This is a genomic window from Streptomyces sp. NPDC051320 (assembly GCF_040682175.1).
In the GTDB taxonomy this organism is placed as follows: Bacteria; Actinomycetota; Actinomycetes; order Streptomycetales; family Streptomycetaceae; genus Streptomyces.
In genome coordinates this window covers 135,417-161,677 of record NZ_JBFBAL010000004.1, presented here as the reverse complement: position 1 = coordinate 161,677, position 26,261 = coordinate 135,417, and the positions used below count along the sequence as shown (strand labels likewise).

The 26,261-nt window shown below is 69.5% G+C and carries 25 protein-coding genes and 2 pseudogenes; 12 read left to right on the top strand and 15 right to left on the bottom strand.

What is annotated here, in order from left to right; genetic code table 11:
* Window positions 1-134: 134 nt before the first annotated feature.
* Complete coding sequence (locus AB0M87_RS11015) at window positions 135-1,691, top strand: ABC transporter substrate-binding protein (RefSeq protein WP_365851647.1); 1,557 nt, start codon at window positions 135-137, stop codon at window positions 1,689-1,691.
* A gap of 72 nt (window positions 1,692-1,763) precedes the next feature.
* On the opposite strand, the gene AB0M87_RS11010 is transcribed toward AB0M87_RS11015, so the two are convergent.
* The 9 genes from AB0M87_RS11010 to AB0M87_RS10970 form a co-directional block, all read right to left on the bottom strand.
* Window positions 1,764-2,468, bottom strand: coding sequence for a TetR family transcriptional regulator (locus AB0M87_RS11010; RefSeq protein WP_365851646.1), 705 nt, complete (start codon window positions 2,466-2,468; stop codon window positions 1,764-1,766).
* An 11-nt stretch (window positions 2,469-2,479) separates the two neighbouring features.
* Window positions 2,480-2,872, bottom strand: a complete 393-nt coding sequence (locus AB0M87_RS11005; protein ID WP_365851645.1) for a DCC1-like thiol-disulfide oxidoreductase family protein — start codon at window positions 2,870-2,872, stop codon at window positions 2,480-2,482.
* Window positions 2,873-2,878: 6 nt separating this feature from the next.
* The gene (locus AB0M87_RS11000) at window positions 2,879-3,286 is read right to left on the bottom strand and encodes a hypothetical protein (protein ID WP_365851644.1); all 408 of its coding nucleotides are present in this window, start codon (window positions 3,284-3,286) and stop codon (window positions 2,879-2,881) included.
* Window positions 3,287-3,370: 84 nt separating this feature from the next.
* The gene (locus AB0M87_RS10995) at window positions 3,371-3,889 is read right to left on the bottom strand and encodes a hypothetical protein (protein WP_365851643.1); all 519 of its coding nucleotides are present in this window, start codon (window positions 3,887-3,889) and stop codon (window positions 3,371-3,373) included.
* 152 nt (window positions 3,890-4,041) lie between these two features.
* Complete coding sequence (locus tag AB0M87_RS10990; protein WP_365851642.1) at window positions 4,042-4,836, bottom strand: succinate dehydrogenase iron-sulfur subunit; 795 nt, start codon at window positions 4,834-4,836, stop codon at window positions 4,042-4,044.
* Complete coding sequence (gene sdhA, locus AB0M87_RS10985; protein ID WP_365851641.1) at window positions 4,836-6,590, bottom strand: succinate dehydrogenase flavoprotein subunit; 1,755 nt, start codon at window positions 6,588-6,590, stop codon at window positions 4,836-4,838. The genes AB0M87_RS10990 and sdhA overlap by 1 nt, the downstream gene beginning before the upstream one ends.
* Window positions 6,591-6,615: 25 nt before the next feature.
* Complete coding sequence (locus AB0M87_RS10980; protein WP_365851640.1) at window positions 6,616-7,092, bottom strand: succinate dehydrogenase hydrophobic membrane anchor subunit; 477 nt, start codon at window positions 7,090-7,092, stop codon at window positions 6,616-6,618.
* A 7-nt stretch (window positions 7,093-7,099) separates the two neighbouring features.
* Entirely contained in the window at window positions 7,100-7,480 is a 381-nt protein-coding gene (gene sdhC / locus AB0M87_RS10975) for a succinate dehydrogenase, cytochrome b556 subunit (protein WP_365851639.1), read from the bottom strand.
* Window positions 7,481-7,650: 170 nt separating this feature from the next.
* A complete protein-coding gene (locus tag AB0M87_RS10970) occupies window positions 7,651-8,343 on the bottom strand; it encodes a 2-oxo-4-hydroxy-4-carboxy-5-ureidoimidazoline decarboxylase (protein WP_365851638.1) in 693 nt (230 codons plus the stop codon).
* 154 nt (window positions 8,344-8,497) lie between these two features.
* On the opposite strand from AB0M87_RS10970, the gene AB0M87_RS10965 reads away from it, so the two are divergent.
* On the top strand, window positions 8,498-10,114 hold the full coding sequence (locus AB0M87_RS10965; protein ID WP_365851637.1) for a glycoside hydrolase family 20 protein: 1,617 nt from the start codon (window positions 8,498-8,500) through the stop codon (window positions 10,112-10,114).
* Between the two features lie 86 nt (window positions 10,115-10,200).
* A complete protein-coding gene (locus tag AB0M87_RS10960; RefSeq protein ID WP_365851636.1) occupies window positions 10,201-10,455 on the top strand; it encodes a hypothetical protein in 255 nt (84 codons plus the stop codon).
* A gap of 49 nt (window positions 10,456-10,504) precedes the next feature.
* Here AB0M87_RS10960 and AB0M87_RS10955 read toward each other — a convergent pair whose 3' ends face one another.
* Together AB0M87_RS10955 and AB0M87_RS10950 are read right to left on the bottom strand one after the other, a co-directional pair.
* On the bottom strand, window positions 10,505-10,738 hold the full coding sequence (locus AB0M87_RS10955; protein ID WP_365851635.1) for a hypothetical protein: 234 nt from the start codon (window positions 10,736-10,738) through the stop codon (window positions 10,505-10,507).
* 8 nt (window positions 10,739-10,746) lie between these two features.
* Window positions 10,747-11,442 carry a TNT domain-containing protein gene (locus AB0M87_RS10950; RefSeq protein ID WP_365851634.1) on the bottom strand — a complete coding sequence of 232 codons (696 nt, stop codon included), beginning with the start codon at window positions 11,440-11,442 and terminating at the stop codon, window positions 10,747-10,749.
* A gap of 283 nt (window positions 11,443-11,725) precedes the next feature.
* Here AB0M87_RS10950 and AB0M87_RS10945 point away from each other — a divergent pair, with 283 nt between their 5' ends.
* Window positions 11,726-12,202, top strand: a complete 477-nt coding sequence (locus AB0M87_RS10945; RefSeq protein WP_365851633.1) for a lamin tail domain-containing protein — start codon at window positions 11,726-11,728, stop codon at window positions 12,200-12,202.
* A gap of 366 nt (window positions 12,203-12,568) precedes the next feature.
* Here the strand turns inward: AB0M87_RS10945 and AB0M87_RS10940 are convergent.
* A pseudogene (locus tag AB0M87_RS10940) lies at window positions 12,569-13,167 on the bottom strand (ABC transporter substrate-binding protein); the annotation flags it as partial.
* Here AB0M87_RS10940 and AB0M87_RS10935 point away from each other — a divergent pair.
* The 3 genes and pseudogenes from AB0M87_RS10935 to AB0M87_RS10925 all read left to right on the top strand — a co-directional run.
* Window positions 13,163-13,726, top strand: a pseudogene (locus AB0M87_RS10935) (enolase C-terminal domain-like protein); the annotation flags it as partial. The pseudogenes AB0M87_RS10940 and AB0M87_RS10935 overlap by 5 nt on opposite strands.
* Window positions 13,727-14,309: 583 nt before the next feature.
* Complete coding sequence (locus AB0M87_RS10930; protein ID WP_365851632.1) at window positions 14,310-14,969, top strand: RNA polymerase sigma factor; 660 nt, start codon at window positions 14,310-14,312, stop codon at window positions 14,967-14,969.
* Window positions 14,969-16,072, top strand: a complete 1,104-nt coding sequence (locus tag AB0M87_RS10925; protein ID WP_365851630.1) for a hypothetical protein — start codon at window positions 14,969-14,971, stop codon at window positions 16,070-16,072. Before AB0M87_RS10930 ends, AB0M87_RS10925 begins: the two co-directional genes overlap by 1 nt.
* A 163-nt stretch (window positions 16,073-16,235) precedes the next feature.
* Here the strand turns inward: AB0M87_RS10925 and AB0M87_RS10920 are convergent, their stop codons facing one another.
* Complete coding sequence (locus AB0M87_RS10920; RefSeq protein ID WP_365851629.1) at window positions 16,236-17,168, bottom strand: L,D-transpeptidase family protein; 933 nt, start codon at window positions 17,166-17,168, stop codon at window positions 16,236-16,238.
* Between the two features lie 214 nt (window positions 17,169-17,382).
* Here AB0M87_RS10920 and AB0M87_RS10915 point away from each other — a divergent pair, with 214 nt between their 5' ends.
* Entirely contained in the window at window positions 17,383-18,981 is a 1,599-nt protein-coding gene (locus AB0M87_RS10915) for a methylmalonyl-CoA mutase family protein (RefSeq protein ID WP_365851628.1), read from the top strand.
* A 60-nt stretch (window positions 18,982-19,041) separates the two neighbouring features.
* Here the strand turns inward: AB0M87_RS10915 and AB0M87_RS10910 are convergent, their stop codons facing one another.
* On the bottom strand, window positions 19,042-20,370 hold the full coding sequence (locus AB0M87_RS10910) for an alpha-2,8-polysialyltransferase family protein (protein ID WP_365851627.1): 1,329 nt from the start codon (window positions 20,368-20,370) through the stop codon (window positions 19,042-19,044).
* Window positions 20,367-21,350 carry a glycosyltransferase family 2 protein gene (locus AB0M87_RS10905; protein WP_365851626.1) on the bottom strand — a complete coding sequence of 328 codons (984 nt, stop codon included), beginning with the start codon at window positions 21,348-21,350 and terminating at the stop codon, window positions 20,367-20,369. The genes AB0M87_RS10910 and AB0M87_RS10905 overlap by 4 nt, the downstream gene beginning before the upstream one ends.
* A gap of 238 nt (window positions 21,351-21,588) precedes the next feature.
* Here AB0M87_RS10905 and AB0M87_RS10900 point away from each other — a divergent pair, with 238 nt between their 5' ends.
* From AB0M87_RS10900 to AB0M87_RS10885, 4 genes are read left to right on the top strand one after another with little or no spacing between them, the layout of a single operon-like run.
* Window positions 21,589-22,842, top strand: coding sequence for a DUF6716 putative glycosyltransferase (locus tag AB0M87_RS10900; RefSeq protein WP_365851625.1), 1,254 nt, complete (start codon window positions 21,589-21,591; stop codon window positions 22,840-22,842).
* On the top strand, window positions 22,842-24,029 hold the full coding sequence (locus AB0M87_RS10895) for an acylneuraminate cytidylyltransferase (protein WP_365851624.1): 1,188 nt from the start codon (window positions 22,842-22,844) through the stop codon (window positions 24,027-24,029). Before AB0M87_RS10900 ends, AB0M87_RS10895 begins: the two co-directional genes overlap by 1 nt.
* A gap of 11 nt (window positions 24,030-24,040) precedes the next feature.
* Window positions 24,041-24,964 carry an N-acetylneuraminate synthase family protein gene (locus tag AB0M87_RS10890; protein ID WP_365851623.1) on the top strand — a complete coding sequence of 308 codons (924 nt, stop codon included), beginning with the start codon at window positions 24,041-24,043 and terminating at the stop codon, window positions 24,962-24,964.
* A gap of 40 nt (window positions 24,965-25,004) precedes the next feature.
* Entirely contained in the window at window positions 25,005-26,054 is a 1,050-nt protein-coding gene (locus AB0M87_RS10885) for a hypothetical protein (protein WP_365851622.1), read from the top strand.
* The last annotated feature ends 207 nt before the right edge of the window (window positions 26,055-26,261 follow it).

Genomic DNA, 26,261 nt, shown 5'->3' with positions numbered 1-26,261 from the left:
TGCGTCTAACGAGTTGGCGTCTCGTGGAGATTTTCTCTTCCACTTGTGAATTTCGTGTGGTTGGGTTGGCGCCGACTTTGGTTTGACGCGCGACGATCCGTGCGTCCACAGGGTGGGTTGAGGGGTACAGCACCATGCGTTCGATCCGAATGCGGATTCTGGCAATTTGCGTCGTTCTGGCGTGTGTCGGTATCGGCGCTTGGCAGTTGTTGCCCGACGACGGTGGGAAGAAGGACCCGATCACCATCGGGACCACTGACGTCGTCTCGTCGCTGGATCCGGCCGAGGCTTACGACGCCGGTTCATGGGCTTTGTACAGCAGCCTTTACCAGTCATTGATGACTTTTGACATCGGGTCGGCCCAGCCGGTTCCGGACGCTGCGCAAAGCTGTGAATTCACTGATAGCGCGCTCCGTACATTCACCTGCACCATGCGTGACGATCTGACATTCTCCAACGGTCACAAAGTGACCGCGCAGGACGCGGCGTTCTCGTTCGACCGGGTGCTGAAGATGAAGGACGGGAACGGGCCCGCGCCGCTGTTCGCCACCCTCAAGAACGTCGAAGCGGCGGGCGACAAGGTCACCTTCCACCTCAAGTCCCGGGACGCGACCTTCGCTTCGAAGATCGCCACCGGTGGTGGCGCGATCGTGGACCACACCGAATACCCCCGCACCAGGGAACGCTCCGGCGACACGGTGGTCGGTTCCGGGCCGTACGTGCTCAAGTCCTACAAGGACGGGGTGAGCGCGCTGCTGGAGCCGAACCCGAAGTACCAGGGCGCCGTCAAGAAGACCGGCGTGCCGATCGAGATCCACTACTTCAAGCAGCCGGACCAGCTCGACGCCGCCTGGAAGAACAAGCAAGTCGACGTGGCCCACCGGGACCTGCCGCCCGCGATGCTGGCGCAGCTCTCTCCGGGGGACCCGAACGCCCACGTCACCGAGGCCACCGGCAGCGAGATCCGGAACCTGGTCTTCAATGTGCGCAGGAGTGCGGCGATGGCCGACACCCGGGTGCGCAGGGCCGCGGCCCTGCTGGTCGACCGGGCGCAGATCGCCGAGCAGGTGTACAGCGGCACGGTGGAGCCGCTCTACTCGCTGATCCCGCAGGGCTTCACCGGCCACAGCACCGCCTTCTTCGACGCGTACCCGAAGGTCGACGTCACGAAGGCCAGGCAGCTGCTGCAGGACGCCGGGGTGCAGGCCCCGGTGAAGTTCAGCATGGCGTACTCACGGACCAGCGTCACCGACGCCGAGGCCGCGCTGCTGAAGAAGCAGCTGGACGCCGGGGGCCTCTTCAAGGTCAAGCTGGTCGGCATGACCGACTGGACGAAGTTCCAGGACGGCTACAAGGCCGGCAAGTTCGACGCGTACACCGTCGGCTGGATCGCGGACTACCCGGACGCCGACAACTACTCCCAGCCGCTCATCGGCACCGGCAACAGCCTCTACAACGGCTACAGCAGCAAGCAGGTCGACAAGCTGATCAGCCAGACCCAGCAGTACACGGACCGCGGCCGTACCGCCGAGGACTTCAAGTCGATGCAGGACGTGGTGGCCGACGACGTGCCGCTGATCCCGCTGTGGCAGCGCAAGGATTATGTGCTGTCCAACAACGACGTTTCGGGGGCGCAGTACCTCTCGGACGGGACCGGGGTCTGGCGTATCTGGGAACTGGGCTGGCTGTAGGGCCGGCCGTGGCGCGCTGCGCACGGGCGGGGCCCGGGGGAGTGGAGAGTCCGGGGCGCCCGCCCACGCGCCTCAGGAGCGCTTACGGGCGGCGGCGGTTTCCGCCATGCCGGGCAGGAAGTCGGTGAACAGTTCGTGCACCTCGTGCACCAACGGCCGCAGCACCCGGAACCGTGCGAGCGCGATGCCCCGTGTGGTGAGCCGCGCCCCCCGGCCGGCGAGCCGGCGGGTCCGTTCACGGTCGGGGGAGCGGTCGAAGACCCAGTAGAGGACCAGGCCCATCTGGGACAGCCACATCAGCTCGGGGAGCACATCGACCAGATCCGCGGGTACCTTCGCCCTGGCGCCTGCGAGGACTTCCCGGTGGATGGAGATGGCCGCCTCCCGGGCGGGCTCCGACTGGGAGGAGAAGGGGCTGAGCGGGCTCTCCGGATCGGCGGCGTTCTTGAAGAACTGCGCGGCGAACTCGTGGTACGGCGCGGCGACTTCCACCCACGCGGTCAGCACCCCGGCGAGCCGCGTCTCCAGATCCGTCTCGTGGTCCAGCACCTTGCGTACCGCGGCTCGGTGCTCGGCGCCGATCCGGTCGTAGAAGCCCTGGACCAGGTGCTCCTTGCTGGAGAAGTAGTAGTACGCGTTCCCGACGGAGACTCCGGCCTCCTGGGCGATGGCCCGCATGGTCGTCTTGTCGTAACCGCGCTCCTGGAAGAGCCGGAGCGCGGTTTCGAGGATGAGCGTGCGGGTCTGCTCGCTCTTGGGGGCCTTCGCTGCTGTCACGGTGACCGAGCCTAGCCGGGGACCTCGCACCGTTCACCGCAGGGCGGTGCGGTGACGTCCCGGTACTTCGCCGCGGACAGCATGGCGACCCGGATGAACGGTGCGCCGGCCGGGGTGGCGAGCCAGTTGGCCTTGGCCCGGTGGCCGGCCAGCGCCCAGAGGCACACGATCCAGGCGGCGGGGCCCCGGTAGATCTGGCCCCGGTCACCGATCACGGTGATCTCCTCCAGCGTGGCCCGGTGGTCGATCCCCGGGAAGCGTGCCATGGCCTCGGCGGAGGCCGCCGGGACCAGTTGCAGGGGCACGAGCTGCGGTTGCCGTGACAGCCAGTGCCGCAGGTGGACACAGAGCGGACACCGCGCGTCGTAAAGCACGGTCAGTCCGGTGACCGGGATCCCGCCCATCGCCGCTCAGATCCCGGGGGTCGGAGCGACCCAGCCCTGCGGGGCCACCGGCGGGGTCTGCTCGCGGTCCATGATCCCGCGCCGGCGGAACTTGTTCAGCGCGTAGACGTTGCCGAGGTGCATCACGCCGAGGACGAGCAGCACCACGCCCAGCTTCCTCGACAGCGCCTCGAAGACCCCCCGGGCGTCGGTGAGGGTGGTGTCGTCCTGGAGGTACAGCGCCACGAATCCCAGATTGACCAGGTAGAAACCCACCACCAGCAGGTGGTTGACGGCGTCTGCGAGCCTCTCGTTCCCGTGCAGCACGTCCGCCAGGAACACCCGCCCGTTCTTGCTGAGCGTCCGGGCGACCCAGACGGTCAGCGAAATGCTCAGGACGAGATAGACGATGTACGCGACCACTGTGAGGTCCATGCCCCACCCTCCCTTGAACGCGTTCAAAAGCTGATGTCATGGACTGTAGACCTACTTTTGAACATGTTCAAGTGCGGGGCGAGGTCACATGGCGCTCAGCGAACGCGCGTAATTCAGCTGCCCCATGACCAGGTGGAAGGTGTCCGGGCCGGTGGCCGGGACCATGGTCGCGTGGTGGCGGCCACCGCTGGTCACCGTCACCTGGATGAAGCCCACCGTCTTCTTCTCCTTCATGAGGAGGAAGAACAGGCCCAGCAGACAGAACAGGGCGAAGACGATCGCCAGCACGATGGCGACCGGCGGGATGCGTTCCTCCGTGCGGGACATGTCCGTCGCGTTCCAGACCGAACCGCGCAGCGGCAGGGTGCCGGCCGGCGTGATGACGCCGTCCTGGACGACGGTGATGTCGCCGATGGACACCAGCGGCGCGCCGCCCCCGGCGGGGACGGGGAGGCCGGCCGGGAGCGGCGGGACGTACCCGGGACCCGGGTGCGGGTAGCCGTAGGACGCAGCCTCGTTGGGGTAACCGTAGCCGGGCGCACCGGGCTGCTGCTGCGGGCCCCACTGGTAGTCCCCCGACGCGTATGGATGCTGCTCGCTCATTCCGCTCCCCCGTTCTCCTGCGTACGACGTTCACCCGCGTACGACGTTCCCTTGCGCACGACTACAGGCAAGATCCTGGCACAGGACGACGCACCAGGGCCCCGCACTCCCGGTAGCCGGGAGTGCGGGGCCCTGAGGGGACTGCGGAGACGTCAGAAGCGGCGGGTGATGAGGGCCCGCTTCACTTCCTGGATCGCCTTCGTGACCTCGATACCGCGAGGGCAGGCGTCCGTGCAGTTGAACGTGGTGCGGCAACGCCACACGCCGTCCTTGTCGTTGAGGATCTCGAGACGCTGCTCGCCGCCCTCGTCACGCGAGTCGAAGATGAAACGGTGCGCGTTCACGATCGCGGCCGGACCGAAGTACTGGCCGTCGTTCCAGAACACCGGGCAGGAAGAGGTGCAGGCCGCGCAGAGGATGCACTTCGTGGTGTCGTCGAAACGCTCCCGATCCTCGGCGGACTGCAGACGCTCCCGCGTCGGCTCGTTGCCCTTGGTGATCAGGAAGGGCATCACGTCGCGGTACGCCTGGAAGAACGGGTCCATGTCGACCACCAGGTCCTTGAGGACCGTGAGGCCCTTTATGGCCTCGATGGTGATCGGCTTCGACACGCCGTTCTTGTCCGGCGCCGTGATGTCCTTGATCAGCGTCTTGCAGGCGAGCCGGTTCTTGCCGTTGATCCGCATCGCGTCGGAGCCGCAGACCCCGTGTGCGCACGAGCGGCGGAAGGTCAGCGTGCCGTCGAGCTCCCACTTGATCTTGTGGAGGGCGTCGAGCACCCGCTCCTTCGGGTCGATGAGGACCTCGAAGTCCTGCCAGTGCGCCTCGGCGGAGATCTCCGGGTTGAAGCGGCGGATCCGGAAGACGGCCGTGATGAACGGGGCGTCGGCGAAGCCCGCCTCCGGCTTGCCCGCCGGGGTGGCCTTGTCCATGGTCGGGGTAGCCATCAGTACTTACGCTCCATCGGCTGGTAGCGGGTCTGGACGACCGGCTTGTAGTCGAGCCGGATCGACTCGGAGCCGTCGTCGCCCACCTCGCGGTACGCCATGGTGTGGCGCATGAAGTTGACGTCGTCGCGGTTCGGGAAGTCCTCGCGGTAGTGACCGCCGCGGGACTCCTTGCGCGCCAGGGCGGAGGTCGCCATGACCTCGGCGAGGTCGAGCAGGTTGCCCAGCTCGATCGCCTCGAGGAGGTCGGTGTTGAACCGCTTGCCCTTGTCCTGGACGGACACGTTCAGGTAGCGCTCGCGCAGCTCGGCGATCTTCTCGACCGCGGTCTTGATCGTCTGCTCGGTGCGGAACACCATCACATTGGCGTCCATGCACTCCTGGAGCTCCGTACGCAGCACCGAGACCCGCTCGGTGCCGGTGGAGTTCCGCAGCCGCTCGACCTTGGCCTCGACCAGCGACGCCGGGTCATCGGGAAGCGCGACGAAGTCGTTCTTCGCGGAGTACTCGGCGGCCGCGATGCCCGACCTGCGCCCGAAGACGTTGATGTCCAGCAGCGAGTTGGTGCCCAGGCGGTTGGCGCCGTGCACCGACACGCAGGCGACCTCACCGGCGGCGTACAGACCGGGAACGATCGTGGTGTTGTCCGCGAGGACCTCACCCTGGACGTTCGTCGGGATGCCGCCCATGGCGTAGTGCGCGGTGGGCTGGATCGGGATCGGGTCGGTGTACGGCTCGATGCCCAGGTAGGTGCGCGCGAACTCCGTGATGTCCGGGAGCTTGGCGTCCAGCTGCTCCGGCGGGAGGTGCGTGAGGTCGAGGTAGACGTGGTCGCCTGCGGGGCCGCAGCCACGCCCCTCGCGGATCTCCGTGTAGATGGAGCGCGAGACGACGTCGCGGGACGCGAGGTCCTTCATCACCGGCGCGTACTTCTCCATGAAGCGCTCGCCGTCCTTGTTGCGGAGGATGCCGCCCTCACCGCGGGCGCCCTCCGTCAGCAGGATGCCCATACGCCAGATGCCCGTCGGGTGGAACTGGAAGAACTCCATGTCCTCCAGGGGCAGGCCGCGGCGGTAGCAGGCGGCCTGGCCGTCACCGGTCAGGGTGTGCGCGTTCGAGGTGACCTTGAAGAACTTGCCGGTGCCGCCGGAGGCGTAGATCACCGACTTCGACTGGAAGACGTGGATCTCGCCGGTCGCCAGCTCGTAGGCGACGACGCCGGCGGAGGTCTTCACGCCGTCGACCTCGACGAGGAGCTGGTCGAGGACGTAGAACTCGTTGAAGAACTCCACACCCTCCTTGACGCAGTTCTGGTACAGCGTCTGGAGGATCATGTGGCCGGTGCGGTCGGCGGCGTAGCACGCGCGGCGGACCGGGGCCTCACCGTGGTTGCGGGAGTGACCGCCGAAACGGCGCTGGTCGATCTCGCCGGCGGGCGTCCGGTTGAACGGCAGGCCCATCTTCTCCAGGTCGAGGACCGCGTCGATGGCCTCCTTCGCGAGGATCTCGGCGGCGTCCTGGTCGACCAGGTAGTCGCCGCCCTTGATCGTGTCGAAGGTGTGCCACTCCCAGTTGTCCTCCTCGACGTTGGCGAGGGCGGCGGCCATGCCGCCCTGCGCGGCGCCGGTGTGGGAGCGGGTCGGGTACAGCTTCGTCAGCACGGCGGTGCGGCTGCGCTTCGTCGACTCGATGGCCGCGCGCATGCCGGCGCCGCCGGCGCCGACGATGACGGTGTCGTACTTGTGGATCTTCATGTGAAAGCGCCTCGGTCCCGGGCTTCTATCGGATGTTCGGGTCGAAGGTGAAGATCACCAGCGTGCCCAGCAGGATGGTGAACACCGTGGCGGTGTACAGCAGGCCCTTGAGCCACAGGCGCGTGTTGACGCGCTCCGCGTAGTCGTTGATGACGGTACGCAGGCCGTTGGCGCCGTGCAGCATCGCCAGCCACAGCATCAGCAGATCCCAGACCTGCCAGAAGGGCGAGGCCCAGCGGCCTGCCACGAAAGCGAAGCCGATCTTGGTCACGCCGCCGTCGAGCACCAGCTGGATGAGCAGGTGGCCGAGGACGAGGACGACCAGGACGATGCCGGAGAGGCGCATGAAGAGCCACGCGTACATCTCGAAGTTGCCGCGAGTGGTCTTCGGCGTCTTCTTGGTGCGCGCGCGCGGGGCCTCGATGAGCGGGGCCGGGTTGTCGGCGTCGTAGAGCGGAACGCCCTCGACGGGGCCGACGGCGGCGGAGGTCTCAGTAGACATTCAGTCCTCAGCTCCCGAACAGTTCACGTGCGGCGTGCCCGAGCACGGGGTAGATCGCCCCGATCAGCAGCACGACCCAGATGCCCACGACAGACCACAGCATCTGCTTCTGGTAGCGCGGGCCCTTGGACCAGAAGTCCACGGCGATGATGCGCAAACCGTTCAGAGCGTGGAAGAGGATCGCTGCGACAAGGCCGTACTCGAGAAGACCCACGATCGGCGTCTTGTAAGTGGCGATGACCTTGTCGTAGGCCTCGGGGGAGACACGGACGAGAGCAGTGTCCAGGACGTGTACGAACAGGAAGAAGAAAATGAGGACACCGGTGACTCGATGAGCCACCCAGGACCACATGCCTTCCCGGCCGCGGTACAGCGTTCCAGCCGGCACGGAAAAACCCTCCGGGAGCGGGGATGGGGGTCATGCCGCCAACGTCTGCTCGGCAAGAGCAGTGCTGTGTCGGTCTGGCCCGGCCGGGTACGGTCCACCGGCCCCGGCCATCGTAGCGACGAGTTGTCGGATCACTCGCCCGGGGTCCTCCGGTGTGATCAAACAGGCAATCAAACAGCCACGGACGGGCTACCCGGATGGTCGACATCCGCGACAAGGCGGGCGATTCGCCCCCGTACGAGGCGGCGCAGCTCCTCGGCGGCGACCGCTCGCTCCTCGTCCGGCTCGTTTGCCAGCCGCGTACGGATCCCGGCGAGTACCTGGTCGAGGTGCTCGGCGGGACGGAAGTCGTCGAGGCAGATCACGAAAGCGTGACCGAAGCGGCTTTCGTACGCCGCGTGCGCGGCACGCAGGGCGGTGTACGCGGCCGGAGGCCCGTCGTGGAACTCGTGGGCCGGCCCGGAGGTGGACTCCGCGGCCAGCGCCGGCGTGAGCTCGGCGGGGGACAGGTCGTAACCCGCCTCGTCGGACGCGGCGAACAGCGCGAGCACATCCGGGTAGGGACGGTGTGCTGCGACCCGCTCGGCCCAGCGGCGGCTGCCGCAGCAGGCGAACAGCGCGTCCTCGGTGATGTCACGCGGCGCGGTGTTGAACGCCGCGAGTCCCAGCGGTCCACCGGACCGGGGGCGGGCCTGGGCCGGATGCGGCTGAGAGCTGTGGGTCTGCGGGCCACGCTGGGGCAGGCTGTGCGGTTGGGTCGGCACAGCGGCGCGCGCCGGGCCGCGCATCGTGTGGTGGAGTGTCGGCGGGCGCAGCGGCGGACCGGCAGGGGACTCGCTGGACAGCGTGAACTCCTCGGACACGACGACAACGTGATCGGTACCGAGGTTATCGAGGCGGAGAGTTACGCGTCCGACGGATGCGCGATTTTCACTCGGAAGGCAGAGTTTCGCGGCGTGTGATGGACGAGGGCGTCGACCTTTCGCCCTACCTTCGCAGCACATGGGAGGTTTCTGAATGATCAGGAAGCTGAATCGATCGGCCGGCCTGGGCACCGGGGTGCTGGTCGCCGCGGCCGTCGTCCTGGCCGCCGTGGTCTGGCCCGACGATGACACGACCGGCGGCAGCGCTCCCGCGAGCGCCGGACCCGCCGGCTCCTCCTCGTCGGCCTCCACCACCTCGCGGGTGTATCCGCTGTCCGGGGCGCCACGGACCATCCCGTCGGTACGCGAGCACGGACCCGCCCGGGGCCCCGGCTGGCAGCCGGGGCCCGGCTCCCGGGTGCTGGTGGACCGTGGCAGCAAGGGGCTGGCCGACGAGGGCCGAATGCTCGCGCACGAGCTGAAGCTGGGATACGCGTACGGCCGCACGCCGCGTCCGGGTGACATCGAGCTCGCCCTGCGGCCGGACGCCAAGGCCGTCCCCGAGTCGTACACGCTGTCCGCCCGCGACCACCGGGTCCGCATCACCGGGCCCGACGAGGCCGGGGTCTTCTACGGGACGCGCACCGTGAAACAGTCGGTGCGCGCCGACGGGAGGGTGCCCGAGGGCGTCGTGCACGACCGGCCGGACCGCCCGCAGCGCGGGCTCAACGTCGACATCGCACGCAAATCCTTCACCGCCGGCTGGATCGAAGACCGGTTGCGCGAAGCGGCCGATCTCAAACTCAACGAGCTGGGTCTGCACTTCTCCGACGACCAGGGCTTCCGCATCGCCTCGGACTCGCACCCCGAGGTGGTATCGGCGCAGCACCTCACGAAGGCCGAGGTCCGGCGCATCGTCGCCCTCGCCACCAGCCTGCACATCGCCGTGATCCCGGAGATCGACTCACCGGGACATCTGGGCGCGGTGATCAAGGCCCACCCGGATCTCCAGCTGAAGGATGCCTCCGGGGCGGCGACCCGCGGCGCTGTCGACGTGTCGAACCCGGCGGCGGCCCGCATCGTGGACGATCTGCTGCGCGAGTACGCCGGGCTCTTCTCGCCCCGGGGCGGCCCCGCCGCGTACTGGCACCTCGGCGGCGACGAGTACCGCGCGCTGACCGTCAAGGACCCCGAGACCTCCTACCCCCGACTGGCCGACGAGGCGCACCACACGTACGGGCCCCACGCCCGGGTGCAGGACCTGGCGACCGGTTGGCTGAACGACCGGGCCGCGGTGGTGCGTCCGTACGCCAAGCAGCTCAAAGCCTGGAACGACGGGTTCTTCCGCGACGGCGCGGTCGAGGCGGACCCGTCCATCGAGGTCGAGTACTGGACGGGCAAGGAGTACAGCGCCCGGCAGCCGGAGGAGTACCTGAGCGCGGGGCGGCGGGTGGTGAACCTCAACGACGAGTACCTCTACTACGTGCTCGGCGAGCCGAACGACTTCACCTACCCGACGGGCCGCCGCATCTACGAGCAGTGGACCCCCCGGGTGCTGCGCGGCACCCGGCCGGTGCCGGCCAAGTACGCCCATCTCATCCAGGGCGCCCGGTTCGCCGTCTGGTGCGACCACGCGGACGCGCAGACGCCCGCGCAGATCGCCTCCGGCATCCGGATGCCGCTGCGGGCGATGGCCCAGAAGCTGTGGAATCCGGAGAAGCCGGCACTGACCTGGCAGCAGTTCGGCGCCCTGGCGTCAAAGCTGAGCTGATCCACCAGGGGTTACCGGACAGCCTTTGGCTGATCCACCTGGCCATTCGGAAGGCGGCGGCGGCCCGGCCGCCTTAGCGTCCAAGGATGGACTTCAATATCACCGCGGAGGACGAGGCCCTTCTGCTGCGTATCCGTGAGCACCTGCAGGCCGGCAACCGGCCCCGGGAGGACGAGCTGGTGGCCGAGCTCGGTGACGACGTACGCGCCCAGGTGCGCAGCCTCGGCAGGCGCGGCTGGCTCGTCGTCCGGCCCGTACCGGGAGGTCTGGTCTACGTCGAGGGGCTCTCGCCCCTCGCGGAATCGGCCCTGTCGAACCGCCGCGACGTGGGCGACGCATAGACGTGGGCGACGCCTCCCGTGTGCGACGCCCGACCGCCGCATGGGCCCTTCACAGCAGCAGCCGCAGCAGCTGCGCGCAGGCGGCCTCTTCGCCGGGGTGGCGGGTGATGACCTGGCAGGCACCGCGTTCGTAGGCACCGGTCTCCCATGCCCCGTCGGGACTCCTCCTGAGAAACAGGAAGTCGACGGGGGTGGGAGCCGGTTCGTGGACGCCTTCGATGCGGTAGTAACCGTCCGGCACACCCGCCGTGCGCAGCGCGGCGCGCAGTTCCTGGCGGTCCATGGGCGGTCCTAGTCGATGGCTGGGGGCAGGAGCCGGCCGAGATAGTGGTGCTCCAGCAGCCAGTGGACGTTCAGCCACTGACCCTCACCCGGGTCCAGGAACATCGCGTCGAGCTTGATCTGCTGCCCGCCGCCCGGCTGCTCGAACCACGGCGCGATGGAACCCTGCCACACCCGGAAGGGCTTGGTGACCCGGTAGACGTTGTAGTCGCAGGGCACCGCCACGTCCCGGGTGTTCAGGCTCTGCGGCGGCAGCGCGCGGGCGGCGTACGCGTCACCGGCGGGTGCCAGGTACGAGCCGTACTCGGAGCCGAAGCGGTCCAGGCGCCGGCCGGTGTGGAGCTCCCTGGGCACCTTGTCCAGTCGGCCGTTGACCGTGGCGAATCCGTCGTCGGGCGGGTACTTCCAGCCACCGGAGTCCGCGGGCCCCTCCCAGTACTTCTTCAGGAAGGCCCCCGGTGACAGCCTGCCGGTCCGGTGATAGCCGTTCAGCAGCGGCCCCACCGGCGCCTGCGACGTGGCGGGCAGCCACTTCGGGCCGAGGCGGGCGTCGCCGCGGAACTCGCCGGAGCACGGATCGTGGCGGGCGGCGGCCGGGACCGCGGTCCGGTCCGGATGCCGCGGTGCGGCAGTGGTCGCGGCAGGCGCGAACGCGGTGGCCGCGGTGATGCCGAGCGCGGCGAGTGCGGTGCGGATGCGGTTCACTCAGGATCCCCTCGGAGCCGATCAGAGCTGGTCGCACCAGGGTGCATCACGTGCCGTGATCGATCAATCACGGTGGGCGCTCGAGGTGATCGGCGCGCCGGGGAGCGCGCGCCGGATGACCTGACGGTGCGTGTTTTGTCCGCTTTCTGTAACACGGCGAAGTTTCTCCGCCCTGAGCGTCAGGGCCGGTCCAGAGTGTGGATGTCCGGCGCGGAGCCGGATGTTCATCCGCACGATGCGCATCTGCCAACCGGTGTGCGCACGCCCTGATCTGGGGGTTCACATGTCGTCCTTGCCTTCTCTGTCCTCGGGTTCCCGTCTCGCCGCCGCAGTACTGGCATCGGGGGCCCTGCTTGCCGCGGCCTTCCCGGCGGCGGCCAGTGACCACCACCACCCGGCCCCGCGTCAGGAGCGGGCCGCGGTCGATCTCAGCGGCGTCCACTTCGAAACCCACCACCGGGGCCAGCGCGCCGACCTGGGCACCGAGTGGATCTCCGTCACCAACAAGACCCATCGGACGGTCAATCTGAAGAACTGGACGCTGAGTGACGCTCAGCACCACACCTACCGGTTCCACGCGCTGCGTCTGGGCGCGCACAAGTCGGTGAAGGTCCACACCGGCTTCGGACGCGACGACGCACGCAACGTCTACCAGGACCGTCGCTCCAGCGTCTGGACCAAGGCCGGCGACCGGGCCACCCTGCGCGATGCGCGCGGGCACGTGGTCGACACCGTGAGCTGGGGTCGTCAGCACCGCTGACAGCAGGCGGCCCCGGTCGTCAGCCGGCTCGTTCGCGTGGCTGCCCGGGCGCGGGCTGCTCGCCGGGATCGAGGAATGACGACCGGGGCCGCCATTCCTGGCCCGACTCTTCCGAGTCGGGCCAGGGGTTTTTCCGTGCCGGGAAGGCACTGGGAAACCTGTCGCCCGTTACCCGTACCCGGCCCACCTCTACGCTCGGTCTGCCGGGGCGGCAGCGGTGAGCCACAGAGCGATCAACGCGTTGATGGAGGGCCATCGCCACCATCCGGCGCGACTCGACAGCCCCACCGGACACGACGCACGGCTGTAGTACAGGCCGGGGGCTCCGCCGCATCACCGCTGCGGCGGAGCCCCCGGCAGGCCGGCTTACTTCTTCTGCCAGCCGATCAGCTCGGGCGGGCCGATGACGCCGTAGTTGCCGTAGAACTGGGCCGCCCCGTAGTTGGCCCCTTCTTGACGGCCCAGATGGTGGGGCCGTTGTGGGTCGGCATGACGCCGTAGGTCTGCATGGCTTTCAGCTCGACCTTGTTTCCGGCGTCGAGCTGCTGGTCCAAGGTCGGCAGGTTGGTGACGGCCTTGGTCTCCTTGTCCAAGCTCTTCGGCACCGAGCGGGAGACGTTGAGAGTGGAGTCGGAGCAGTACATCTGGCAGATGTACAGCATGCCGTTCGGGTCGCTCGAGATGAAGCCCATCCCGAAGATGTCGAAGGCGCGCTGGGTGAACACCTTGTTGAAGTCGGCGGAGGGGTGCGCCCTGACGTCCAGCTTGACACCGATGCCCTTCATCATCTGGGCGAGGGCAGTGGCGCTGGCCTTGGTGGTGGACCTGTCACCGATGGTGGGGTAGGTCAGTTCCAGCTTCTTGCCGCCCTTGGCACGCACACCGTCCGGACCGGCCTTCCAGCCCGCGGCATCCAGGTCCTTCTTCGCCTTGGCGGCACTGAACTTCACGAGCTTGCCGAACGAACTACTCCTGCAGGTCGACGCCAACGCCGCGTACACCCTCGTCGACGCCCAGCACCTCGCCAAGCTGGACGCCTTCGGTCTCCTTCTGATCGAACAGCCCCTCGCCAATGACGACATGGTGCAGCACGCCCAGCTCGCGAAGCTCCTGAGCACACCGATCTGCCTGGACGAGTCCATCGAGTCCGCCGCCCACGCCGCAGCAGCCATCTCCCTCGGAGCCTGCTCCGTCATCAACATCAAGCCGGCCCGGGTCGGCGGCTACCTCGAAGCGCGCAGGATCCACGACCTCGCCCGCGCCCACGGCATTCCCGTCTGGTGCGGCGGCATGCTGGAGACCGGCATAGGCCGCGCCGCGAACGTCGCCCTCGCCGCCTTGCCCGGCTTCACTCTCCCCGGCGACACATCCGGCTCCCACCGCTACTTCGCCACGGACATCACACCGCCGTTCGTCCTCACCGACGGACACCTCGATGTTCCCACCGGCCCAGGACTCGGCACCGAGCCGCTCCCCGACATCCTCGAAGAAGTCACCACCGCCACCGAATGGATAGCGCTCTAGCTTCTCGCCGGACCGCTCAGCAGAAACGTCCCGCAGCCTTATGCACGCACCGGTCCGGGAAAGGTCGGGTGATCGCTTGGGCGGCGTTGGTCACGCAGAGGCCCTGCGGCGTGCGAATTGCCTGGGCCGAGCGGTGTAACGGAAAGCGGCCGGCGGTGGGGTAGGTCACGGCACGTTTGTGTCCGTCGGAGCACGTCTGCGTCAGCGTCGTCACGTGCCCCGACGCCGACGCGTAGACGGCAGTCTTCTGATGTCCGCTGGCTGCGTTGGTCACGCGTTGGTCACGCAGAGGCCTGCGACCCGCGTATTGCCTGGTCAGAGCGGTGTGATGGAACGACGACCGGGGCCGCCACCCCCCACAGGAGAGGCCCCGGTCGTCATCCGCGGGAGCCGCGGAACGGGTCCCGTATCTCTTACAGCGCCGGGGATGCGCTTTCTGTCACACCTCCTAAGTTGTTGCGTGTTGTACAAGACGTGGACGTACGCGGGCTCAGGCCGTAGCGTGACGGTTTGCACACAGTTGGCGCGGCAGTAGTGACCGACTGCGAATCGGCGACGCAGGGCAGCGGGACAGGTTGAGGAAGTGCTGGGGGACGACGCGGAGCTGACCGCCGCGGTGCTCGCGGCGCAGGACGGGGGCGAGGATGCCTTCCGGACTGTGTACCGCGCTGTGCACCCGCGGCTGCTGGGCTATGTACGGACACTCGTCGGAGAGCCGGACGCCGAAGACGTCGCGTCGGAGGCCTGGCTGCAGATAGCCCGAGACCTTCAGCGCTTCAGCGGTGACGCGGACCGGTTCCGTGGCTGGGCGGCGCGGATAGCCCGCAATCGCGCACTGGATCACATACGGATGCGGGGCAGGCGTCCGGCGATCGGCGGTGACGAATCGGAACTCACCGGGGAGCCGGGCGAGTCCGATACCGCCGACGAGGCCATGGAAGCCCTGGCCACCGGCCGTACTATGCGGCTCATCGCCCAGCTTCCGCAGGACCAGGCAGAAGCGGTGGTGCTGCGCGTGGTCGTCGGACTCGACGCGAAGACCGCCGCCAAAACACTCGGCAAGCGTCCCGGCGCGGTCCGGACCGCGGCGCACCGCGGACTGAAACGGCTCGCGGAACTGCTCGGCCCCGACGCCGGCCAGTACGGACTCGATGCCGTGCCCCCGCAGCGCGCGGCGCGCGAGGAGGCGACAACGGCGGTTGGTGTGACGCATTCACATCGCTGGACGCAGAGGGACATGTGATGGCCGACGAGCGGTGCGAATGGCTCGACAAGGACATGGCTGACCGACTGCTGGACGGTGGCCCTGTCGGTGCTGTCGACGATCATGCCCGGGCGCAGGCCGCACGGCTGTACGCCGCGCTGGACGGCGTGGCCCGGCCCGTGACGCATCCCGAAAACGGCGAGTTCCCGGGCGAGAAGCTCGCGTTGGAGGCGTTTCGGCAGGCCAGGGCGGCGTCACCGAACGCCCTCGGCCCGGTACGCCTCGGTTCGGTGTCGGCTCCGTCACCCCCGGCGGGCGGCCGCTGGCGCAGACCCGTGTGGTTCGGCGTCGCAGCCGCGGTGGCCGGATGCACACTGAGCGGAGTGGCCGTCGCGGCAGGGGCGGGCATGCTGCCCTCGCCCTTCCGCCCGCACGAGCCCATGCCGGCCTCATCGGTTCCGGCTGCGGCGACCGTGAGCCCGCCGGCCTCCCCGCCGACCATGGGGGCCGGTACGAGCGCGGTACCGAACCCCGGCCCCGGGGCCCCCGGCACCGAACAGCCGGGCGACCAGGGGCAGCCCGACGATCCGCTGCCCGGCGGTCGCCAGAATGGTCAGCAGCAGGACCCGGGTGCGGTGGACCGCAGCGCCGGACCGGGAAGGTCGTCCGCCCCGTCCGGTCAGGACGGGACGTCTCCCGGCGGAGTCGTGCACGGGACCGGGAAGGCATCCCTCCGACTGGTGGCCGCCTGCCGCGACTACCGTGCGGGACGCGTCGACGTCGACGGCCGGCAGACGCTGGTGACCCACGCCCACGGCGCGTCCAAAATCGGGAAGTTCTGTGCCCGGGTGCTCGACGGCCAGAAGGGCGGCAGCAGCGCGGGTGGCAGCGGCGGCGACCAGGGTGATGCGTCCTTCGCGCCCGACGCGTCGCCCTCCCCGTCGCCTTCGCTCCCGACCGCCTCCGCGCTCGCCTCGGCCTTCGCCCTCGCCCCCCGCTCGCACGCTTCACCGAGCGCGTCCGCGAGTGCACCGCCGAGCGCTTCATCGAGCGCGTCCGCGAGCGCGCCGCCGAGCGCTTCACCGAGCACCGGTCACGGCGCCGGGGCTTCGAAAGGCCGGCACGGGCAGACCGACCGGTAGGTGTGACGCCGACAGGTGTGACACTTTTCGAGCGCCCGGCGCAGTAGAGAGTGAGCCGACTGGTCATCGGCCGCGTGTGAGCCGGGGTTCCCCCCGTACCTTCGGCTCCACGCACCCGGCGCGGGTGGGTTACGTTCCCCCGGACCCACCCGCGCCCCCAATCTCACCAGTACACGACGACCTTGTCGCCGACCTTCACCTGGGCGAAGAGTGCGGCGATCTTCCCTTCGTCCCGGACGTTGACGCAGCCGTGCGAGGCGCCGCTGTAGCCCCGGGCCGCGAAGTCCGAGGAGTAGTGCACCGCCTGGCCGCCGCTGAAGAACATCGCGTACGGCATGGCCGAGTGGTAGATCGTCGAGACGTGGTGCCGGCTCTTGAAGTCGACGTGGAAGGTACCTTCCCTGGTCGGCGTGTACTGCGAGCCGAACCGCACGTCCATCGTCGAGAGCACGTGACCGTCATTGACCCAGCTCAGCGTGCGGCTGGTCTTGCTGATGCACATCACCCGGCCCGTCATGCAGCGCGGGTCGAGCTTGCCCCGTCGCTGTCCGCCTGACGTACCGTTCAGTTCGTCACGGGTCGGTGTCCTGGTCATGGCAAGCAGCTTCTGCCAGGTGACGGTGTCGGTCCGGCCGGTGGTTGTCAGGCCCCGTTTGCCCTGGAAGCCCTGGACCGCTGCGACGGTCACCGGCCCGTAGGTCCCCGTCGGGTTCTCGTCGAACCAGGCGATCTGGCGCAGCCTCGCCTGCAGTTCACGCACCTGCTTGCCGGTGCTGCCACGGGACATGAGGGTCCTGGGCGTGGCCACGTCGACCGGCCGCTTCGCCGGGGTGGTGGTGGCGGACGCCGCCGGCATCCCGGCGACCGGCGCGGTCGTCGCGCCGCTTCGTGACGGGCTGGGCGAGGCTGCCGCCGTGCTGCTGTCCGCCGTACTGCCGTCCGCCGTACTGCCGCTCGGCTTCGCGCTCTTCGCGCTCTGCACGCCTTTCGCGTCCGGCGTCCCCGTGGTCTGCGCCGAACAGCCCGCTGCCACGGCCACGACGGCGGCCGCGGCCAGTGCTCTGCCCAGCAACGTGTCCCGCAATCCGTTCCGCATTTCGGCCCCCTGCTCTCTCCGGCCATACTCTGTCCGGTGCGTCCAGGGACAGATTCCCGCCCCCGCCGGTTGCGAAAGCCGGGGACACGATCCGGACACGCTGTGAGCAAGGTCCCAGCGTGTAGGCCTCCACCCGCCGCACGCCCGCCGCTACAGTCCGTGGCGAGGGCCGGGACGTACCAGTGGGTAGTTTTTTCAGCGGGAGGCACAGCAGATGGCGCACGAATCCGGCGAAGGACGCATCACCGAGAGTGGGCTGCCGATCGAGCCGGTGTATGGCCCGAACACCCTGGACGGGTGGGACCCGGCCGAGAAGCTCGGTGCGCCGGGGGCGTACCCGTACACCCGCGGTGTGTATCCGTCGATGTACACCGGCCGGCCCTGGACCATGCGCCAGTACGCGGGTTTCGGCACGGCCACCGAGTCCAACGCCCGGTACCGGCAGCTCATCGAGCACGGCACCATGGGCCTCTCGGTCGCCTTCGACCTGCCGACCCAGATGGGGCACGACAGCGACGCCGACATCTCGTCCGGCGAGGTCGGCAAGGTCGGTGTGGCCATCGACTCGATCGACGACATGCGGGTGCTGTTCGGCGGGATTCCGCTGGACAAGGTGTCCACCTCGATGACCATCAACGCCCCGGCGGCGCTGCTGCTGTTGATGTACCAGCTCGTCGGCGAGGAACAGGGTGTACCGGCCGACAGGATCACCGGCACGATCCAGAACGACGTGCTGAAGGAGTACATCGCCCGCGGGACGTACATCTTCCCGCCCAAGCCCTCGCTGCGGCTGATCGCGGACATCTTCAAGTACTGCCGGGCCGAGATCCCGAAGTGGAACACCATCTCGATCTCCGGCTACCACATGGCGGAGGCCGGTGCCTCGCCCGCGCAGGAGATCGCCTTCACCCTGGCCGACGGCATCGAATACGTCCGTACGGCCGTCGCGGCGGGGATGGACGTGGACGACTTCGCGCCCCGCCTCTCCTTCTTCTTCGTTTCGCGCACGACCATCCTGGAGGAGGTCGCCAAGTTCCGTGCGGCGCGCCGGATCTGGGCGAAGGTGATGCGCGATGAGTTCGGCGCGAAGAACCCGAAGTCACTGATGCTGCGCTTCCACACCCAGACCGCGGGCGTGCAGCTCACCGCCCAGCAGCCCGAGGTCAATCTGGTGCGGGTCGCCGTCCAGGGCCTCGCCGCTGTCCTCGGCGGTACGCAGTCGCTGCACACCAACTCCTTCGACGAGGCCATCGCGCTGCCGACCGACAAGTCCGCCCGGCTGGCCCTGCGCACCCAGCAGGTCCTCGCCTACGAGACGGACGTGACCGCCACCGTCGACCCCTTCGCCGGCTCGTACGTGGTGGAGCGGATGACGGACGAGGTCGAGGAGGCGGCGCTCGCGCTGATGGAGCGGGTCGAGGACCTGGGCGGCGCGGTGGCCGCGATCGAGAACGGCTTCCAGAAGGGCGAGATCGAGCGAAACGCCTACCGCATCGCCCAGGAGACCGACAGCGGCGAGCGGGTCGTGGTCGGCGTCAATCGCTACCAGCTGGACGCCGAGGAGCCGTACGAGCCGCTGCGCGTGGACCCCGCGATCGAGGCCCAGCAGGCGGCGCGGCTGGCCGCGCTGCGCGCCGACCGGGACCAGCCGGCCGTCGACGCGGCGCTCACCGAGCTGAAGAAGGCTGCCGCGGGCACGGACAACGTGCTGTATCCGATGAAGGACGCGCTCAGGGCACGCGCCACGGTCGGCGAAGTCTGCAACGCGCTGCGCGAGGTGTGGGGGACCTACGTGCCGACCGACGCGTTCTGAGCAGTCCCGCCGCGGCCCCGCCCCGGGGGCTGGGGCCGCGGCGGGCGCGGACCACGGTGGTCACCCCAGGGCGATCCTCTTGAGCGAACGCGCCCGCCGGGCGACCCGCCGTACCGCCGCGTTGCGCGGGATGAAGGCCAACTGGGCGGGCACCCCGCCCGGCAGCCCGAGCACCGTCAGCCTGCGCCGCTTGAAGTAGCGCAGAGTGTGGTCGTCGAGACGAGCGGCAAGATACGCCTCGGCGGCCGGCCGCAGATCGGGCCGCAGCTGCGGCTGCATCGCGAAGCCGACGGCCGCGACCAGCCCCGGCAGGTCCTCGGCGGTCGACGCGGTGTCGCCCGCCAGCTCCGGCAGCAGCGCGTCGACGATCGTCACCGGGACCCGGTTGCTGTTCTGGTACGGCGCGAGCCGGTCCAGCAGCAGGTCCGTGCCGGTACGGGCGACCGGAATCCGGTAGAAGGCACGTGCCGTCAGCAGCGCCGTCGAGAAGCACCCCACCACCAGCGCGGGACGCACCCGCTCGTACAGCGTCTCGGCGAGCAACGGGTGCTCCACCACGGTCAGTTCGACGCCCAGCTGCTCCGCCTCCCGTTCCAGCAGGCGGGACCAGCGGGCCGGGGCCGTCGGGTGCGGTTTGAAGACGATGGTGCGATGGCCCTGGGCCACCGCACCGCGCAGCATCCGGACATGGAGATCCTCCTCCTCCTGCGGGGTGAGGATCTCAAGTGCCGAGAGGTACTGGCCGAGCAGCAGTGCCGGAGGCTCGGCGCACTCGGGAAGACCGGTCGCCGATTCGGCCAGCTCACCCAGCACCTTCAGGAAGGCCGCGGTCGGCACGATCTCCGGTTCCACCCCGAACTCCGCGAGCAGCAGAGGCGTCAGACCGGGCACCAGGTCCAGATGGAGCAGGCCCCGGATCCGCGTTCCGATCAGTGGGTCGATCTTGTTGCGGGTCGGTCCGTACGACATCAGCCCGTCCGCGTACACCGTCACCGGCGCGTCCTGGAACAGCAGGGTGAGCGCCTGCGCCGGGTTGACCTGGATGGACTCGACGGCCAGTTCGATCCGGTCGTCACCGAGGTCCCAGGCGAGCCTCAACTGCCGTTCCCACAGAGGGACGTCATCGGGGCGCGGAGCCCATCCCCCCGGGTGCAGCGGAGCGATGGTGGCGTTCCAGGAGACCACCGCGTCGAACCGTTCGCGTACCCGGTCGAAGCCGGGCATCTCGTCCAGTGCGGGCGTGGTCTCCGGGACGGCCGCGTTGTTGCCGACCAGCAGCAGCCGCCGTTCGGCGGGGCCGAAGCAGCCGCTGTCGATCGCGGCGGCGAGCGTGGCGGCTCCGTAGAGCGTGGAGGCGTAGAAGATCTGTGTGGTGCGTCCGGGTGTCACGCCGCGACCTCCGTCGTCAGCGGTGCCGGGCGGCGGCGCAGCCTGCGCAGCCGGGAGGCGCGCTGGGTGTCCATCGAGTCGAGGGCGTCGCTCAGCAGGTCCTGCGGCATTCGCTTCAGCGCAGCGGCGCTCACGGTCCGCAATTTACGTGCCACGGCTGGTTCGAACCTTTCGATGGAGCCCAAGTGGTGCGAAATGATCGCGCAATAGGTGCGCACCGCTTTGGGGAGAAACAGAGCCGCATCGACGTCTTTCGACGTCTCGTCGATAACCTGGTCGAAAGCGCGGATGAAATCGAGTTGGCGCACGTCGCCGATCTGGGTGAGAGACGAAGCGACGCCCCTCCGGTAGAAAACCCCGAGCAGACTCAGCGCGGCGAACGATTCGGCCTCGCGGTGCAGCCGCCAGATCCAGGGGCGGTCCTCCGCAGTGCGCAGGCCGGCGGTGAAGTGCAGCAACCCCCGGTCCAGCAGCCTGCGGTGATACAGCCCGGCCCAGGCGTAGGCGTAGTCGACCGGGGTGGAACGGTCGGCGGGCAGAATGACGTCACGCGGGTTCAGCACCTCACCGCGCCTGCCGTACGGCACGCGGTGCACCGACCGGGAGCGGCCCGTGCACTGCACATGGTCGGTACGGACGAAGTCGCAGCCCAGGCCCTCCGTGGCGGCCAGCAGCCGCTCGTAGTACCCGGGCGCCAGCCAGTCGTCGCCGTCGAGGAACGTGATGTACTCCCCGCGTGCGGCGTCAAGACCGGTGTTGCGCGCCGTGGCGAGACCCCCGTTCTGCTGGTGTCCGATGAGGACCGCCCCGGGGAGCTCCCGCGCGGCACGTTCGAGGATCTCCGGGGTCCCGTCCGTCGAACAGTCGTCGACCAGCAGGAACTCGAAGTCGTCGCGTGCGTTCGCGCGGAGACTTCTGAGGGTGTCGGGGGCGTATGTCTGCACGTTGAAGAACGGCACGATGACGGAGAGCTTGACCACCCGCGTGACGCTAATTTCGCCGTCGGCATTTCCGCTGACCTGTGACCGTACGCAGGGTGAACGACGCGTGGCGGAACGGTGAACCGGATCTCGATCCGGGATTTCTCCCCGTCCGGAAGTGTGCTGTTAACCCTTTGTTGCAGTCGAGTTGGGCCGCCGCACGGAATGCCTTTCTACCTTCTTGGGTGTGCCAGTAAGACCATCTCCTCCCAATGCCGGCCACGCTCTCCGCGTAGCCGTGATCGCCGATTCCGACACCCGTTGGAAATGGGGCGCGCTCACCGCACGCCGTGTCTCCGAACGAGACGTCGACCTCAGCGGTTTCCTGCTGCGCGGCCGGGCCACACCCACCCCCCGCCAACTCGCCGAGGTCGGGGCCGGCGTGCACCCGGACGACCTGCGCGAAGTGACAGGGGCCGAGTTCGTCCGCGCCGTTCAGCAGGACGCCTACGACGTGGTGGTCCTGGCGCTCGTCGGCGGAGCCGTCCAGGCGGTACTGCACGGGCTGGCCGCCCTGGACCGCCGGCCCGTCGTCGTCACCGGCTATGTCGGCGTCGTCTACGAGAAGCTGGCCGACGGGCTGCTGCTGCGACACGGCGCGGACGTCGTGCTCGCCAACTCCCGCCACGACGCGGAGCGGTTCCGCGCGGTCTATACGGGGGTGGGTGCCGACGCATCGGCGGTCACCGAGACCGCGCTGCCCTTCCTGGGCGGGGCGCCCTACGCTCCGGCGGACGGCCGCGACACGGTGGTCTTCGCCGCACAGCCCTCCGTGCCCGAGTCGCGCGAGGACCGCGGCTATCTGCTGCGCCGCCTCGTCGAGCACGCCAGGCTGCACCCGCGCCGCGAGGTAGTGCTGAAACTCCGCTCCCAGCCCGGCGAGCACACCACGCACATCGAGGAACTGCCCTACCAGAAGCTGGCCGGCAAACTCGCCTCCGAACCGCCGCCCAACTTCCGTCTCGCCTACGGGCACATGGGCGAGCTGCTCGACCGCACCGACCTGCTGGTCACCGTGTCGTCGACCGCCGCCCTGGAATCCCTGCACCGACGCATCCCGACCGTCGTCCTCACCGACCTCGGCGTCCGGGAAACGCTCGGCAACCACCACTTCATCGGCTCCGGCTGCCTCGCGTCCTGGGACCAACTCGACGCAGGTGAACGCCCCGACGCCGACCCGGCGTGGCTGGCCGGGCAGGGGGTGGCCGCCGACGTCCCGTACGACACGGCCTTCGACGCCGTACGCGAACGGGTCGCCGACCTCCTCGCCCGGCCCGCACTTCCGCCGATCGCCCCCTACTACACCGCCACCACCGCGCCCGGCTACCTCCCCGGGATCCTCGCCCGCTACCGCCTCGATGCCGCTCCGGCCGACGAAGTCACCGGTGTCCGGCGCGTGATGCGCGACGCCGTACGCGACGCGGCGCGCGGCGCCTACCGCCACGGCGTCCAGCGCGTGGCCCCCGTCATCCGCCGCATGGGAGAACTGTGATGCCCACCACTGTGCCGACCAAGATCCTGGCCGTGATCCCCGCCCGCGGCGGGTCCAAGGGCGTACCGGCCAAGAACCTGGCCGCCGTCGGCGGCGTGCCGCTGGTCGTCCGGGCGGTCCGCGCCTGCCTCGGCGCCCGTCTGGTCACCGATGTCGCCGTCTCCACCGACGACGAACGCATCGCGGCCGCGGCCCGGGAGGCCGGCGCCGACGTGGTGCTGCGCCCCGCCGAGATCGCCGGCGACACGGCGAGCAGCGAGGCGGCGGTGCTGCACGCCCTGGACGGCTACCCCGGCACGGACGTGGTGCTGCTCGTCCAGTGCACCAGCCCCTTCATCACCGGGGAGGACATCGACGGGGTCGCCGCGGCGGTCGCCGAGGGCGGCGCGGACACCGCGCACACGGTCGCCACCACCCACGGTTTCCTGTGGCGGGAAAGCCCGGCGAGTGCGGAGGCCATCGGCGTCAACCACGACAAGGCGAGTCGGCCCCGCCGCCAGGACCGGCCGCAGGACTACCTGGAGACCGGCGCGGCGTACGCGATGAACGCCGCCGGTTTCCGCGCCACCCGGCACCGCTTCTTCGGCGAGACCGCACTGGTCCGTACGGACCCCGCCCGGGTGCTGGAGATCGACGACCCGCACGACCTGGCCCGGGCCCGCGCCCTGGCCCCGCTGCTCGACACCCGGACGCTGCCGAGCCGCGAGGACATCGACGCGGTGGTTCTCGACTTCGACGGAACCCAGACCGACGACCGGGTCCTCATCGACGCCGAGGGCCACGAGTTCGTCGCCGTGCACCGCGGGGACGGACTCGGGATCGCCGCCCTCCGTGACACCACGGACCTCAGACTCCTCATCCTCTCCACCGAACAGAACCCGGTCGTCGCCGCACGGGCACGCAAACTGCGCGTCCCCGTACTGCACGGCATCGACCGCAAGGACCTCGCACTCAAGCAGTGGTGCGAAGAACAGGGCGTCGCGCCCGAGCGCGTGCTCTACGTCGGCAACGACGTGAACGACCTGCCGTGCTTCGGCCTCGTCGGCTGGCCCGTCGCGGTCGCCCAGGCACACCACGTCGTACGCGGCGCCGCCCGCGCGGTCACCACCACCCCCGGCGGCGAGGGCGCGATCCGTGAGATCGCCGCCTGGCTCCTGGGCCCCACCCTCAACACCTCCCACAGCTAAGGACACCCCTCATGCGCACCACCCGCCTCCGCACCCTCGGCAACAGGACCGCGGGCCCCGGCCACCCCGTCTACATCACCGGCGAGATCGGCATTAACCACAACGGTGAGCTGGACAACGCGCTCGCCCTGATCGACGCGGCCGCCGAAGCCGGCTGCGACGCCGTCAAGTTCCAGAAGCGCACCCCCGAGATCTGCACCCCGCGCGACCAGTGGGACATCGAGCGCGACACCCCCTGGGGCCGGATGACGTACATCGACTACCGCCACCGCGTGGAGTTCGGCGAGGCGGAGTACCGGGCCATCTCGGACCACTGCGCGCTGCGTGGCATCGACTGGTTCGCCTCCCCGTGGGACACCGAGGCCGTCGCCTTCCTGGAGAAGTTCGACCTCCCCGCCCACAAGGTCGCATCCGCCTCACTCACCGACGACGAGCTGCTGCGCTCACTGCGCGCCACCGGCCGTACGGTCATCCTGTCCACCGGCATGTCGACCCCGCGGCAGATCCGCCACGCGGTGGAGGTGCTCGGCAGCGACAACATCCTGCTCTGCCACGCCACTTCGACCTACCCCGCGAAGGCCGAGGAGCTGAACCTGCGGGTCATCAACACCCTGCAGTCCGAGTACCCGAACGTCCCGATCGGCTACAGCGGCCACGAGACCGGCCTGCAGACGACGCTGGCCGCCGTCGCGCTCGGCGCGGCCTTCGTCGAGCGCCACATCACCCTGGACCGCGCGATGTGGGGCTCCGACCAGGCGGCCTCCGTCGAGCCGCAGGGCCTGCAGCGCCTGGTCCGCGACATCCGCACCATCGAGGCCTCCCTCGGTGACGGCGTCAAGAAGGTCTACGACTCGGAGCTCGCCCCGATGAAGAAGCTGCGCCGGGTGGCCGGGGTGGTCGCCGAGGCCGGTGACCGCGAGCCCGCGTCCGTCTGATCCGTAGAGGCCCAAGTCCGTACGAGGAGAGGCCGCCACAGTGAAGAGCGCCCCCGCCACGCTCGCCTTCGTGGAGAGCCCCGTCCAGCTGCTCAACCTGCTGGAATGGGCTCACCCGACGCCCACGGACCTGACCGTGGTCGTCCTCTCACCGCTCGACCCGATGTCCCGCGGCCAGTTGCGCCGGATGGCCGAACTGGCCCGCGGCGAAGGCATCACGGTGCGGTGGGAGGAGGCGCGTGGCGGCGCGGCGGCGCCGTTCCGGACGATCGGCGGTCTGCTGCCGCTGCTTCGCGGGGCCGGCCGGATCGTCATCGGCGACCCGTTCTCCCGTTACGTGCAGCTTCTCCTCTCGATCACCGGCGCCCGCGACCTGACGGTGGTCGACGACGGCACCGCCACCATGGAGTTCATCTCCCAACTCGCCGCGAGGCAGCCGCTGACCCGCTGGCACCGGCGTGGCCGCCGCGGCCCCCGGGACCTCCTCTTCGCCCCGATGTCCTCGGCGGCCCGCCGCCGGCTGACTCCGTCCCGCCGCCGCACCGTCGAGGTCTTCAGCGCCATGCCGGTCGACACCGCGCCACCCGGCCTGACCGTCACCCGGAACGATTTCGCCTGGACCCGCGCCCGCTTCGGCCCGCCCCGCATCACTCGCACCGCCGACCTGGTGGGCACCTCGCTCGTCGAGACGGGCGTGGTGGACCCGGACCGCTACATCACCGCGGTGGCCTCGCTGGCCCGCACCCACCACGCGACCCGTTACTTCGCGCACCGGCGCGAGGCCACCGACAAGCTGCACCGCCTGCACCTCGAAACCGGCCTGGAAATCGTCCGCCCCGACCTCCCGCTGGAACTGATAGCCCGCCGCGGCCCCATCGGCCGCACCATCGTGAGCTTCCCGTCCACCGTGGTCCACACCCTCCCGCTCGCCCTGGCCGGCACCGAGGTCCGCGTCGCCGTCTGCGACATCGACCCCGTCTGGCTCACCGCCACGGCGTCACCGCGCGCCCAGGGCTTCCTGGCGGGCGTCACAGGAACGGCCCGCGACGTGCAGCGACTGACCCCGATGGGACCGGCGTCGGCTGCGTGAGGTCCGCGGGCACGTCCCGAACCTCGGGACCACGAGCTCAGCTGCGTCGGACGTCGCCGAATCCTGCACCTCGAGGGCGTCGAAGTAGATCAAGTCGCGTCACCGGGGCTCCGAACGGTGGTCACCTGCGGTGAGACGACCGGACCCGGGCCTCAGTACAGAGCCCGCGCCTTACCCATCGGAGCCCGCCGCCATACCTCGCGAACC

Coding starts and splice junctions, on each gene's coding strand:
- AB0M87_RS11005 (WP_365851645.1), bottom strand. CDS start 2,872: ATGGGCGGGATCCCGGTCACCGGACTGACCGTGCTTTACGACGCGCGG.
- AB0M87_RS11000 (WP_365851644.1), bottom strand. CDS start 3,286: ATGGACCTCACAGTGGTCGCGTACATCGTCTATCTCGTCCTGAGCATT.
- AB0M87_RS10920 (WP_365851629.1), bottom strand. CDS start 17,168: ATGCGGAACGGATTGCGGGACACGTTGCTGGGCAGAGCACTGGCCGCG.
- AB0M87_RS10990 (WP_365851642.1), bottom strand. CDS start 4,836: ATGGCTACCCCGACCATGGACAAGGCCACCCCGGCGGGCAAGCCGGAG.
- AB0M87_RS10995 (WP_365851643.1), bottom strand. CDS start 3,889: ATGAGCGAGCAGCATCCATACGCGTCGGGGGACTACCAGTGGGGCCCG.
- sdhA (WP_365851641.1), bottom strand. CDS start 6,590: ATGAAGATCCACAAGTACGACACCGTCATCGTCGGCGCCGGCGGCGCC.
- AB0M87_RS10895 (WP_365851624.1), top strand. CDS start 22,842: ATGCCCACCACTGTGCCGACCAAGATCCTGGCCGTGATCCCCGCCCGC.
- AB0M87_RS10915 (WP_365851628.1), top strand. CDS start 17,383: ATGGCGCACGAATCCGGCGAAGGACGCATCACCGAGAGTGGGCTGCCG.
- AB0M87_RS10945 (WP_365851633.1), top strand. CDS start 11,726: ATGTCGTCCTTGCCTTCTCTGTCCTCGGGTTCCCGTCTCGCCGCCGCA.
- AB0M87_RS10890 (WP_365851623.1), top strand. CDS start 24,041: ATGCGCACCACCCGCCTCCGCACCCTCGGCAACAGGACCGCGGGCCCC.
- AB0M87_RS11015 (WP_365851647.1), top strand. CDS start 135: ATGCGTTCGATCCGAATGCGGATTCTGGCAATTTGCGTCGTTCTGGCG.
- AB0M87_RS10965 (WP_365851637.1), top strand. CDS start 8,498: ATGATCAGGAAGCTGAATCGATCGGCCGGCCTGGGCACCGGGGTGCTG.
- AB0M87_RS10925 (WP_365851630.1), top strand. CDS start 14,969: ATGGCCGACGAGCGGTGCGAATGGCTCGACAAGGACATGGCTGACCGA.
- AB0M87_RS10955 (WP_365851635.1), bottom strand. CDS start 10,738: ATGGACCGCCAGGAACTGCGCGCCGCGCTGCGCACGGCGGGTGTGCCG.
- AB0M87_RS10980 (WP_365851640.1), bottom strand. CDS start 7,092: ATGTCTACTGAGACCTCCGCCGCCGTCGGCCCCGTCGAGGGCGTTCCG.
- AB0M87_RS10960 (WP_365851636.1), top strand. CDS start 10,201: ATGGACTTCAATATCACCGCGGAGGACGAGGCCCTTCTGCTGCGTATC.